This is a genomic window from Acidimicrobiales bacterium, from assembly GCA_041394185.1.
Classification (GTDB): Bacteria; Actinomycetota; Acidimicrobiia; order Acidimicrobiales; family Poriferisodalaceae; genus JAAETH01.
The window spans coordinates 74602-86265 of sequence record JAWKIQ010000002.1 but is presented as its reverse complement, the minus strand read 5'-3'; the positions used below and the strand labels follow the sequence as shown (position 1 = coordinate 86265).

The window sequence follows — 11664 nt, the reverse complement described above, 5'->3', positions numbered from 1 at the left end:
CCGTTCGCTACCACTGGAGGCCCACGTGGCTCTCGATCCCCGCTTGCTCGAAATCTTGGCGTGCCCCGAAGACAAGGGCCCGTTGCTGTATTTCGAGGACGAGGCGATCTTGTTCAACCCTCGGCTGTCGCGCACCTATGAGATCCGCGACGACATCCCCGTGATGCTCGTTGACGAGGCCACCACCGTCGACGCTGCCGAGGCCGACCGCCTCGTCGCGAAGGCCGATGTCGAGGGAATCGAACCCACCTTCTGACCCGACCTCTGCAGTCGGGCCTTCAGCGAACACCCGAAACTACCGACAGGGTTGACTGGCCGTTCTTGCTAGGTACCCTCGATGGTTGGCATTCCACCAGTTGGTCGTGGATCACGTAGATCCAGGGCAGAAGCCCAGGTGCCGAACGACTACGACAGACGTCAACTGGAGTTTCTACGTGTCTGAACTACCTGCCCTTCTCGACGGCGACTTCAAGGTCGCCGACCTCGCCCTCGCGGCTTCGGGCCGCAAGCAGATCGAGCTTGCCGAAGTCGAGATGCCCGGCCTGATGGAGCTGCGGGCCCGCCACTACGACGACAAGCCCCTCGCCGGCGCCCGCATCATGGGTTCGCTGCACATGACCGTGCAGACCGCCGTTCTCATCGAGACGCTCGTCGACCTCGGTGCCGACGTGCGCTGGGTCAGCTGCAACATCTTCTCGACCCAGGACGAGGCCGCTGCTGCAGTCGTGGTGGGTCGTGAGGGAACCGTCGACGCACCCCGGGGCACTCCCGTGTTCGCCTGGAAGGGCGAGACGCTCGAGGAGTACTGGTGGTGCACCGAGCAGGCGCTTCGCTGGCCCGGTGCGACTGGCCCCAACCTCATCCTCGACGACGGTGGCGACGCCACGCTGCTTGTGCACCTGGGCGCTCGCTACGAGTCAGAGGGTTCCATCCCCGATCCGGCCGGTGCCGACTCGCCCGACGAGGAAGAGATCTACAAGCTCCTCCACAAGGTCGCAGCGACCGACCCCACGATGTGGACCGACATGATCGGCAACATCCGCGGAGTCTCCGAGGAGACCACCACCGGCGTTCACCGTCTCTATGAGATGGTCGAGCGCGGCGAGCTGGCCTTCCCCGCCTACAACGTCAACGACTCGGTCACCAAGTCGAAGTTCGACAACCTCTATGGCTGCCGCCACTCGCTGATCGATGGCCTGAACCGCGCCACCGACGTCATGATCGGTGGCAAGGTCGCTCTGGTCGCCGGTTATGGCGATGTGGGCAAGGGTTGCGCCCAGTCGCTGCGCGGCCAGGGTGCAAGGGTCATCGTGACCGAGATCGACCCCATCAACGCCCTTCAGGCGGCGATGGAAGGCTTCGAGGTAGACCGCATCGAGAACGTCATCGACAAGGTCGACATCTTCGTCACCGCCACCGGCAACAAGGACATCATCTCGGCCGAGATGATGGGTCGGATGAAGCACAACGCCATCGTCTCGAACATCGGCCACTTCGACAACGAGATCGACATGGCGGGTCTCGAGAAGATGAGCGACGTTCAGCGTCGCAACATCAAGCCCCAGGTCGACGAATGGATCTTCCCGTCGGGTAACTCGGTTCTGGTTCTGGCCGAAGGTCGCCTCATGAACCTCGGCTGTGCCACCGGCCACCCCAGCTTCGTGATGTCGATGAGCTTCACCAACCAGGTGTTGGCCCAGATGGAGCTGCACGCCAAGGCCGACCAGCTCGAGAACAAGGTCTACCTGCTTCCCAAGCAGCTCGACGAAGAGGTCGCACGGCTTCACCTCGACAACCTCGGCGTGAAGCTCACCGAGCTCACCCAGGACCAGGCCGACTATCTGGGTATCCCAGTCAGCGGCCCCTTCAAGAGCGACCATCTATCGCTACTAGGCAGATCTAGCTCGCCGCTCGTCGCCGAGGGCTCCTAGTCGGGTCCTCGGCGGCGCCGGTTTTGGCGCCGCCGCCCATTCGTTTCGCAGCCCGGGCACTTGTAGCTTTCTCGAAGCGAAAGGGGCTGTGAATGGAAATGCAGGGCAAGGTCGGGTTGGTCACCGGAGCAGCCAGCGGCATCGGTTTTGCCATGGCGAAGCGCTTCGCTGCCGAGGGAATGCGGGTGGTGATGTGCGACGTCGAACCAGACACCCTCGATGCCGCCGCTACTCAACTCGCCGACGAAGGGGCCTCGGTCGAGGCATACGTGTGCGACGTGCGAAGCGACGATCAGGTCAGAGGCGCAGTCGAGTTCACCACCGGCCTGGGCGGGCTGCACCTGCTGTGCAACAACGCCGGCGTGTCGGGCGGAGGCCAGTCGTGGCAGTCGAGCGAACAAGACTGGCAGTGGGTCATCGACGTCAATCTCCACGGGGTAGCCAGAGGCGTACGCCATGGGGTTCCGGTGATGATCGAACAGGGCGAAGGGCACGTGGTGAACACCGCATCCATGGCCGGCCTGACGGCTATGCCCAGCACTGCGGCCTATTCAGCAAGCAAGCACGCGGTGGTCGCGATGAGCGAGATCCTCAAGCACGACCTGGCCGTAGCCGGTCATGACGGCATCGGCGTATCGGTGTTGTGCCCCGGCTGGGTGGTCACCAACCTGATGGAGAGCGACCGCAACCGACCCGGCGGGCCGCGCGAAGAGCCCACCGATGTGTCTGCCGAGCAGGCAGCGTTTCGTGACACCCTCGCCAATGCCTTCAACCGGGGCAAGAGCCCAGACGAGATCGCATCTCTGGTGCACGACGCCGTTGTGTCCAACCGGTTCTGGATAATCACCCACGACGATTGGTTCCCTGGCGCTGTCGGCAGGGCCCAGGACCTGATCGACCAGCGCAATCCCGAGGTGCGCTTCTGGCCCATGTAGCCCGAGTTTTTGCTGCGAAAATGGTCGTAAAGTATTGAAATGACTTGTGCGCAGTGTTCGGGTGATCCGAGGTGTTGATCGCTGCGGCTTGCGCCGGTTGTGGTGACTCCAGGTGGGCTGTGTGCCCGAACTGCCTCGACGCGATGAAACCGGCAGGACCCATCTCGGTTCGGGGTGCTCGGTCGGCGGCCGGGGTCGTGGCCTACGAGGGAACCGCACGGGCATTGGTGCTGGCGGCCAAAGGCCAATCGGGTCGTGGGCTCCTGCGCTGGTGGGCCGACGCGATCGCGGCCGACAGTCCAGACGACATCGACCTGGTTTCCTGGGTTCCGGCATCCAGGTCGGGCCGGCGCTGGCGCGGCCACGATCAGGGTCGTGTCTTGGCCTCGGCCGTGGCCAGACGCCTGGGTCGGCGCAGCCTGCAAACGCTACGGCGACCAACCGACGACACGCAGCGCGGTGCCCATCGATTGCAGCGCTCGGAAATCGAGATGAAGCCTGTGCGTGCACTCGGCGGCGAATCGGTGTTGCTGATCGACGACGTCTACACCACCGGAGCCAGTTGCGGGGTGGCGAGCCGGATGTTGCTTCAGGCGGGCGCTCGTCGTGTCGACGTGAGGGTCATGGCCGTGGTGGCGCGATCGGGCGCGGACCCCACGACAGAAGGCGTACAGTGAGCCCAGCAGACAACCCGATGGAGGTGCCTCGTGGACGTGACGATCTCAGGACGCAACGTCGACGTCAGTCAAGATGTCAAGGACGCTGTGAGATCGAAGATCGGCAGCCTGGACCGGTTCGTACCGGGCCTGGATCGTGCTGCGGTCGTCTTCCGCGAGGAGAAGAACCCTCGAATCGCCGAGCGTGACCAGCTCGAGGCGACCCTCGAGGGTCACGGCCACCACATCCGTTGCAAGGTCTCGGGCATCGATCAGATGCAAGCGGTCGACCTGGCTGTCGAGAAGCTCGAGAAGCAGCTCCGCAAGCTGAAGACGCGCGTCGTCAAGCGGCATCGCCCCAACTCGCATCGCGAGGACAACCATCGTCCGTTGGCCAAGACGGCCGTCATCGAGGAAGAGATCGTCGACGACGACGACATTCCCGAGGCCGAGCTGGTGGCACCAGAGATCGTCAAGCGCAAGTCGTTCGATCTGATGGAGATGTCTCCAGATGCCGCTGCGACCCGAATGCAGCTGCTGGACCACTCGTTCTTCTTGTTCCGCAACTCGGAAACGGGTCGCTGCGCCGTCGTGTACGTCCGCGACGACCACACGCTGGGGCTCATCGACGAGGCCTGATCAGGCCACATCGCGAGCCGCCCGGGCAACAGGTTGCAGCACCGGTACCCTTGGCTTCGATGTCGATCTTTTCAAAGGTTCTTCGCGCCGGCGAAGGCAAGAAACAGCGCGCCCTTCGGGGAATCATCCCCGACATCGATGCTCTGGAACCGCACATGCAAGGCCTGTCGGATGACGAGCTTCGGTCTCGCACAGCCGACTTCCGCAACCGCCTCGACAACGGCGCCACGCTCGATGACGTTCTGATCGAGGCGTTCGCCGTCACCAGAGAGGCCGCCAGCCGCGTGCTTGGGCAGCGTCACTACCCGGTTCAGCTGATGGGCGGCGCCGCGCTGCACTTCGGGTGGGTGGCCGAGATGAAGACCGGCGAGGGAAAGACACTGGTGTCGACCCTGCCCGTCTATCTCAACGGTCTGTCTGGCAAGGGTGTCCACGTCATCACCGTCAACGACTACCTGGCTAGCCGCGACGCCGACTGGATGGGCCAGGTGCACCGCTTCCTCGGCCTCGACGTGGGCCTGATCATCCCGGGCAACTTCTCGGCCGAACACAAGCGCAAGCAGTACGCATGTGACATCACCTACGGCACCAACAACGAGTTCGGATTCGACTACCTGCGCGACAACATGGCGCCCAACCGCAGCGCCCAGGTTCAGCGAGGCCACGTCTATGCGATCGTCGACGAGATCGACTCGATCCTCATCGACGAGGCCCGCACCCCTCTGATCATCTCTGGTCGGTTGTCCGATGCGGCCAAGCTGTACGTGACGTTCGCCGACGTCGCCCGCAACCTGATTCGCGAGGTCGACTACGAGGTCGACGAGGAGAAGCGCAACGTCGCAGTCCTCGAGCCCGGTATCGAGAAGGTCGAGCAGCGACTCGGTGTCGAGAACCTCTACGACCAGGTCTCGTCCAACCTCGTGCACCAGTTGAACGCGGCGCTGAAGGCCAAAGAGCTCTATCGCCGCGACCGCGACTACGTGATCCAGAACGGCGAGGTCAAGATCGTCGACGAGTTCACCGGTCGCATCCTCGAAGGCCGCCGGTGGTCAGAAGGCCTGCACCAGGCGGTCGAGGCCAAGGAGGGGGTGAAGATCAAAGAGGAGAACCAGACCCTCGCCACCATCACCCTGCAGAACTACTTCCGTCTCTACGAGAAGTTGTCGGGTATGACCGGCACGGCCACCACCGAGGCCGCCGAGTTCGCCAACACCTACGGCATCGATGTGGTGCCCGTACCCACGAACAAGCCGATTCAGCGCATCGACCAGGCCGATCTCATCTTCAAGACCGAAGAGGCGAAGTTCAACGCCGTTGTCGATGACATCGTCGGTCGGGTCGAGGCAGGCCAGCCGGTGTTGGTGGGCACGATCTCGGTCGAAAAGAGCGAACACCTGTCGAACCTGCTCAACAAGCGTGGTGTTCGGCACGAGGTTCTCAACGCCAAGCAACATGCTCGTGAGGCCGAGGTCGTCACCCAGGCCGGAAGGCCCGGCTCGGTCACGGTGGCCACCAACATGGCCGGCCGTGGTGTCGACATCAAGCTCGGCGGTGATCCCGAGGGCATGGCCGCCGGGCGGGTGCGAGCCGAGAACCTCGACCCCGACTCCGAAGAGGGTCAGGCGCGCTTGCACGAGCTGCTGCCCCAGTTCGCGGCCCAGTGCGCCGAAGAGGGTGAAAAGGTGCGCTCCGCAGGCGGTCTTTACGTCTTGGGCACCGAGCGCCACGAGTCGAGGCGTATCGACAACCAGCTCCGCGGCCGCTCGGGCCGCCAGGGCGACCCGGGCGAGAGCCGGTTCTACATCTCGCTTGAGGACGAGCTGATGCGCCTGTTCGCAACGGGCGCCATGAGCTGGGTGATGGATAGGGCGTTGCCCGAAGACGTTCCCATCGAGGCCAAGATGGTCACAAACGCCATCGAGCGGGCCCAGAACACCGTCGAACAGCGCAACGCCGAGATCCGCAAGAACGTCCTCAAATACGACGAGGTGATGAACGAGCAGCGCAAGGTCATCTACGCGCGCCGCGACCAGATCCTCGACGGAGCCGACCTTCGCGCCGAGGGCTTGGAATACCTCGAGGCCGCGGTCGAGGCGATGGTCGAAACGTTCTGCGTCGCCGACTACGAGGACGAGTGGGACCTCGACGGTCTGGTCACCGAGGTCACCACCATGTGGCCTACCGAGGTCACTGTCGAAGATCTGGCCAAGCTCGAACATCGCCGCGAAGTCGAAGCCTTCCTGCTCCAGGAGGGCATCGCCAACTACGAACGCCGCGAGGCCGAGTTGGGCGATAAGACCATGCGTGACGTCGAGCGCCAGGTGATGCTTCGCATCATCGATCAGCGCTGGCGTGAACACCTCTACGAGATGGACTATCTCAAGGAGGGCATCAACCTCAGGGCGATGGGTCAGCGCGACCCGCTGACCGAGTGGCAGCGTGAGGGCTACGAGATGTTCGGCGAGATGATGCAGTCGATTTCACGCGACTTCGTCCGCTACGTCATGCACGTGCAGGTCGTCGTGAACGATCCTGCCCCCAAGCCCACCGATGTCCAGGAGTCTGGTCCGGCCGACCCGTCGACGACCTCGTCGTCTTCGGGGGCGGCTCCCAGCTCGGCCTTGCCGACCCAGCCTCAAGAAAGCAAGCAGGTGTCGCGGACTCCGGTCGTCAAGGGCGATCACGAGAAGATCGGTCGCAACGATCCGTGCTATTGCGGCAGCGGCAAGAAGTTCAAGCAGTGTCACGGCAAGGTAGGCGTGAGTTGAAAGACTTCTCCGACGCGTTCAAGGACCTGAACGCCCGGCTGTCTCAAGCCGAGGGCTACCTGCGGATCGGCCCCGCCCGCGACCGAGTCGTGCAACTGGAATCCGATGCCTCCAGGCCCGACCTCTGGGACGACCCAGAACAGGCTCGCAAGGTCACCACCGAGCTTCGCGAACTTCAGGACGACATATCGACTTTCGAGGGTCTCACCGAAGACCTCGAGAACACCGAGGTCTTGTACGAGCTGGCGGCCGACGAGGGCGACGATTCACATGAAGCCGAGATCGCGGACGCGATAACCGATCTGGGCAGGCGCTTCGACGATGTCGAGCTGCGTTCGTTGCTTTCGGGCGAGCACGACGACAAGGATGCGGTCTGCGACATCAACTCGGGTGCGGGCGGCACCGACGCCCAGGACTGGGCCGAGATGTTGTTGCGCATGTATCTGCGCTGGGCCGACAAGAAGGGCTTCGACGTCGAGATCCAAGAGGTCACCGAAGGCCAGGAGGCAGGCATCTCGTCTGCCACCTTCATCGTTCGGGGCCGCTATGCGTTCGGTTACCTCCAGGCCGAGCGCGGCGTCCACCGCCTGGTGCGCATTTCGCCCTTCGACGCCAACGCCCGCCGCCAGACCGCCTTCGCGGCCCTGAAGGTGGTGCCGTTCTTCGACGCGGTCTCCGACGAGGTCGACATCGACGAAAAAGACCTGCGTATCGACACCTACCGGTCCTCGGGTGCGGGTGGTCAGCACGTCAACGTCACCGACTCGGCGGTTCGTATCACCCACCTGCCGACGGGCACCGTGGTCGCCTGCCAGAACGAACGCAGCCAGCACCAGAACAAGGACCGCGCCATGCAGATGTTGGCCGCCAAGTTGGCCGCTCGTCAGCGCGAAGAGCGCGAGGCTGCCATGAATGCTCTGGCGGGCGAACAGCGCGACGTGGCATGGGGAAGCCAGATCAGGTCCTATGTGCTGGCTCCGTATCAACAGGTGAAAGACCTGAGATCGGGCTACGAAGTGGGCAATCCCGATTCAGTGCTCGACGGAGATGTCGACGCGTTCATGGAGGCGTGGTTGCGCTGGAACCAGGAGCACGGAGCCGCTGAGTCATGATCCGACTCGAGAATGTTTCCAAGGTCTATAGGCCTGGCGGCCGCAGCATGCCTCCCACGGCCGCGCTCAACGGCGTCAGCCTCGACATCGCCAAGGGCGAGTTCGACTTCCTGGTGGGGGCGACGGGTTCGGGCAAGTCGACGCTGCTGCGCCTGCTCACCAAACAAGAGGTGCCCGACGGTGGCCGAGTGTGGGTTGCGGGCAAAGAGGTCAACGAGCTGTCTTCGTGGAAGGTGCCTTACCTGCGCCGCAACATCGGCAGCGTCTTCCAGGACTTCAAGCTGCTGCCCAACAAGACCGTCTACGAGAACGTCGCGTTTGCGCTCGAGGTCATCGGGCGGCCCACCAGTGTGGTCGCGACACAGGTCCCGGCCATCCTCGACCTGGTCGGTCTGGCCTCCAAGGAGTCGAACTTCCCGCACGAGCTGTCCGGTGGCGAGCAGCAGCGGGTGTCGATCGCGCGAGCGTTCGTCAACAGACCACTGATCCTGTTGGCAGACGAGCCGACGGGAAACCTCGACCCTGTCACTTCGAAGGGCATCATGCGGTTGCTCGACCGCATCAACAAGACCGGAACCACTATCGTCATGGCGACTCACGACCGAGGCATCGTCGACGAGATGAGGCGTCGGGTCGTCGAGCTCGACAGCGGGCGGCTGGTACGAGATCAAAAGGAGGGCGTCTACTCATGATTGCCCGTCTCGGATACTTCCTTCGCGAAACCTCCATCAACATTCGCCGCAACGTCACCTTGACCTTGGCCGCAATTCTCACCGTGGCCATCGCCGCGATGCTGGTTGGCGGCGTGCTCCTGGCCCGCCACGCCGTCGATAACGCAACCCAGCGCTGGCAAGAGGGCGTCGAGTTCATCGTCTTCCTCGACCCTGCCATCACCGGCGCCCAGAGCGACTCGATCGGCGCAGAGCTGTCCAGCCATCCCGACGTCGAGAACGTCAAGTACTTCGGAAAGGCCGAGGCCTACAACGAGTTCGTGACGTTCTTTCCCGACTTCGCCGACACCGTCGACCCCGAGCGTCTTCCACCCTCATATCGCATAGTGCCCCGCGAGGCCTCGGCCGATGTCATCGCCTCGCTTGCGGCTCAGTTCTCGGTGAGGCCCGGGGTGTTCGAGGTGGTCAGCGCCCAAGACAGCATCCGGCAACTGCGCGATTTGGGCGCCACCATGAACCGGGTGTTGTTGTTGCTGTCCGCGTTCTTGGCGCTCGCATCGGTGCTCTTGATCTACAACTCGATTCGGGTCGCCATGTTCGCCAGGCGTCGCGAGATCGAGGTCCAGAAGCTGGTCGGGGCAACCAACTCGTTCATCCGCTTCCCGTTCATCATCGAGGGTCTCATCAACGGCTTCGTCGGCGGAGTCCTCGGTGTCTTGTTGCTGATCAGCAGTCGCGGCTGGATGGGTGGTGTCCTCAACAACCTGAGCGACGTGGCCATCTTCGGTGACCTCAAGGTCTTGCCCGATCAGTTCAGCAGCACCGCGCTGCTGGTTGTACTGATAGCGCTGTTTCTCGGTGCGATCGGCTCGGCCTTCGCCGCCGGGAAGTTCCTCGACGTCTGAGCGGCCACGGTTGAGTCCTGGCGTCGCCGGTGGGGCAACATGGAGCGCCGCCTATGAACGGAGCGCCCGTGCCCTACGAGACGATCACTCTCGATGTCGAGGACAACATCGCCACCATCACGCTGAACCGGCCCGATCGGCTCAACGCCTTCACGGCGAAGATGATGGCCGAGATGATCTCCGCCATCGACGAGACCGACGCCAACGACGACGTCAGAGCGGTGATCGTCACCGGAGCGGGTCGTGGATTCTGTGCCGGCGCCGATCTCAGCGAGGGCGCCAACACCTTCGACTACGACAATCGTTCAGATGCTTCCGAGCGCGACCAACAACGGGGTGACGATGACGCGCTCGAGCGACTGCGCGACGGCGGCGGTCGCCTGACCCTTCGACTGTTCGAGAGCCGCAAGCCCCTGATCGCCGCCATCAATGGTCCGGCTGTGGGCGTTGGCGTCACCATGACCTTGCCGATGGACATCCGGCTGGCTTCGACCAACGCCAAGCTGGGCTTCGTGTTCGCCCGGCGCGGCATTGTCCCCGAGGCGTGTTCGTCGTGGTTCCTCACCCGGGTGGTCGGCCTCAGCCAGGCTCTCGAGTGGACTTTCTCGGGTCGGGTGTTCGGTGCCGATGAGGCCCTGGCCGGCGGTTTGGTCCGATCACTGCACGCACCCGACGATCTCTTGCCCGCGGCGCGCGAGATCGCCGCCGAGATCGCCCAGAACACGTCGGCGGTTTCGGTCGCGATGACCAGGCACATGATGTGGAAGATGCTCGGAGCCGACCACCCGATGGAGGCTCACAAGGTCGACTCTCGGGCCATCAAGGCCCTTGGCCAGGGAGCCGACGCCAAGGAGGGCGTGGTGTCGTTCCTCGAGAAGCGCCCCGCCGAGTTCACGATGTCGGCCGTAACGGATATGCCAGACTTCTTCCCCTGGTGGGAAGAGCGGAGGTTCTCGTGATCGTGATCGAGGGGTTGACTCGATGATCGAGCTCATCTCCGACGGCCAGAACGTCTCGGCCGACTGGCTCGGGCGGGTTCTCGACCGAGCCGGTGCCAGCGACGGCGCCAAGCTCGAGGCCATCACCGCAACCCAGGTCGGCTCGGGGCAGATGGGCGAGAACGTTCGCTATGAGCTCACCTGGTCAGACCCCGATCATCCACTGCGGACCGTCGTCGGCAAATTCCCGTCCGACAACGACACCAGCCGCGCGACCGGGTCGACGGGCGCCTATCAGCGCGAGGTGCGGTTCTATACCGATATCGCCGCCACCGTCGACATCAGGGTTGCGCGGTGTTATCACGCCGACGTCGATCTCGAAGTGGGCGACTTCGTACTGATCCTCGAAGACCTCGCGCCAAGACGGCAGGGCGACCAGATCGCCGGCTGCGGTGCCGCCGAGGCCGAGGACGCCGTCGATCAGCTGGTCGGTCTTCAAGCTCCTAGGTGGAACGATCCGTCGCTGTTCGAGATCGAGTGGTTGATGCGCCGGGTGGGCGAGTCGGTCGATCATCACGCGGCCCTGTATCGCACGCTGCTGCCGGGATGGGTCGAGCAGATCGGTCCCCTTGTCGACCCCCGCCATGTCGATGTTGCCCTACGTCTCGGTGAACACGTCGCCGAGTGGATCGACGTTCCTGGCGGACCGATGGTGGTTACTCATGGCGACTATCGCCTCGACAACATGATGTTCCACCCGCAGGCCGGTCTGGCGGTGGTGGACTGGCAGACGGTCAGTCACGGTGCGCCGCTGAACGACCTCTCATATTTCATGGGCACCGGCCCGACACCCGAATTGAGGCGTGAGATCGAATCCGACATCGTCGAGCGATATGTGGCGGGGCTCGGCGCCGCGGGCGTCCAGGTACAACCCGAATGGGTTTGGGAGCAGTATCGCCGTTTGGCTCCGGCAGGCCTGTTCATGTCGGTAGTCGCCAGCCAGATAGTCATCGAGACCGAACGGGGCAACAAGATGTTCGCCGTGATGGCCTCGCGCAGCGCCGACATGGCGATAGACCACGACTCTCTGGACTTGCTGGGCTAGCCGG

11 protein-coding genes are annotated in these 11664 nt (G+C 63.6%); all 11 read left to right on the top strand.

The window, feature by feature from the left end; all coding sequences use genetic code 11:
* The first annotated feature begins 25 nt into the window (after positions 1–25).
* Complete coding sequence (locus R2770_07945; GenBank protein MEZ5280391.1) at positions 26–256, top strand: Trm112 family protein; 231 nt, start codon at positions 26–28, stop codon at positions 254–256.
* Between the two features lie 178 nt (positions 257–434).
* Positions 435–1931 (top strand): adenosylhomocysteinase, encoded by a 1497-nt coding sequence (ahcY, locus tag R2770_07940; protein ID MEZ5280390.1) that lies wholly within the window; start codon positions 435–437, stop codon positions 1929–1931.
* A gap of 92 nt (positions 1932–2023) precedes the next feature.
* Positions 2024–2866, top strand: a complete 843-nt coding sequence (locus R2770_07935) for an SDR family NAD(P)-dependent oxidoreductase (protein MEZ5280389.1) — start codon at positions 2024–2026, stop codon at positions 2864–2866.
* A gap of 143 nt (positions 2867–3009) precedes the next feature.
* Positions 3010–3543 carry a hypothetical protein gene (locus R2770_07930; GenBank protein ID MEZ5280388.1) on the top strand — a complete coding sequence of 178 codons (534 nt, stop codon included), beginning with the start codon at positions 3010–3012 and terminating at the stop codon, positions 3541–3543.
* A 30-nt stretch (positions 3544–3573) separates the two neighbouring features.
* Positions 3574–4161: a ribosome-associated translation inhibitor RaiA gene (gene raiA, locus R2770_07925; protein MEZ5280387.1), complete on the top strand. Its 588-nt coding sequence runs from the start codon at positions 3574–3576 to the stop codon at positions 4159–4161.
* A gap of 59 nt (positions 4162–4220) precedes the next feature.
* Positions 4221–6929: a preprotein translocase subunit SecA gene (gene secA, locus R2770_07920; protein ID MEZ5280386.1), complete on the top strand. Its 2709-nt coding sequence runs from the start codon at positions 4221–4223 to the stop codon at positions 6927–6929.
* Complete coding sequence (gene prfB, locus R2770_07915) at positions 6926–8041, top strand: peptide chain release factor 2 (protein ID MEZ5280385.1); 1116 nt, start codon at positions 6926–6928, stop codon at positions 8039–8041. The genes secA and prfB overlap by 4 nt, the downstream gene beginning before the upstream one ends.
* The gene (gene ftsE, locus R2770_07910) at positions 8038–8733 is read left to right on the top strand and encodes a cell division ATP-binding protein FtsE (GenBank protein MEZ5280384.1); all 696 of its coding nucleotides are present in this window, start codon (positions 8038–8040) and stop codon (positions 8731–8733) included. The genes prfB and ftsE overlap by 4 nt, the downstream gene beginning before the upstream one ends.
* Positions 8730–9617 carry a permease-like cell division protein FtsX gene (locus R2770_07905; protein ID MEZ5280383.1) on the top strand — a complete coding sequence of 296 codons (888 nt, stop codon included), beginning with the start codon at positions 8730–8732 and terminating at the stop codon, positions 9615–9617. Before ftsE ends, R2770_07905 begins: the two co-directional genes overlap by 4 nt.
* Positions 9618–9670: 53 nt before the next feature.
* A complete protein-coding gene (locus R2770_07900; protein MEZ5280382.1) occupies positions 9671–10576 on the top strand; it encodes a crotonase/enoyl-CoA hydratase family protein in 906 nt (301 codons plus the stop codon).
* Positions 10577–10598: 22 nt separating this feature from the next.
* Positions 10599–11660 carry a phosphotransferase gene (locus R2770_07895; protein MEZ5280381.1) on the top strand — a complete coding sequence of 354 codons (1062 nt, stop codon included), beginning with the start codon at positions 10599–10601 and terminating at the stop codon, positions 11658–11660.
* Positions 11661–11664 lie beyond the last annotated feature (4 nt).

Bases quoted from the DNA above. Each gene is read 5' to 3' on its own strand.
- R2770_07935 (MEZ5280389.1), top strand. From the start codon at position 2,024: ATGGAAATGCAGGGCAAGGTCGGGTTGGTCACCGGAGCAGCCAGCGGC.
- R2770_07930 (MEZ5280388.1), top strand. From the start codon at position 3,010: ATGAAACCGGCAGGACCCATCTCGGTTCGGGGTGCTCGGTCGGCGGCC.
- secA (MEZ5280386.1), top strand. From the start codon at position 4,221: ATGTCGATCTTTTCAAAGGTTCTTCGCGCCGGCGAAGGCAAGAAACAG.
- ftsE (MEZ5280384.1), top strand. From the start codon at position 8,038: ATGATCCGACTCGAGAATGTTTCCAAGGTCTATAGGCCTGGCGGCCGC.
- R2770_07905 (MEZ5280383.1), top strand. From the start codon at position 8,730: ATGATTGCCCGTCTCGGATACTTCCTTCGCGAAACCTCCATCAACATT.
- R2770_07900 (MEZ5280382.1), top strand. From the start codon at position 9,671: ATGAACGGAGCGCCCGTGCCCTACGAGACGATCACTCTCGATGTCGAG.
- R2770_07895 (MEZ5280381.1), top strand. From the start codon at position 10,599: ATGATCGAGCTCATCTCCGACGGCCAGAACGTCTCGGCCGACTGGCTC.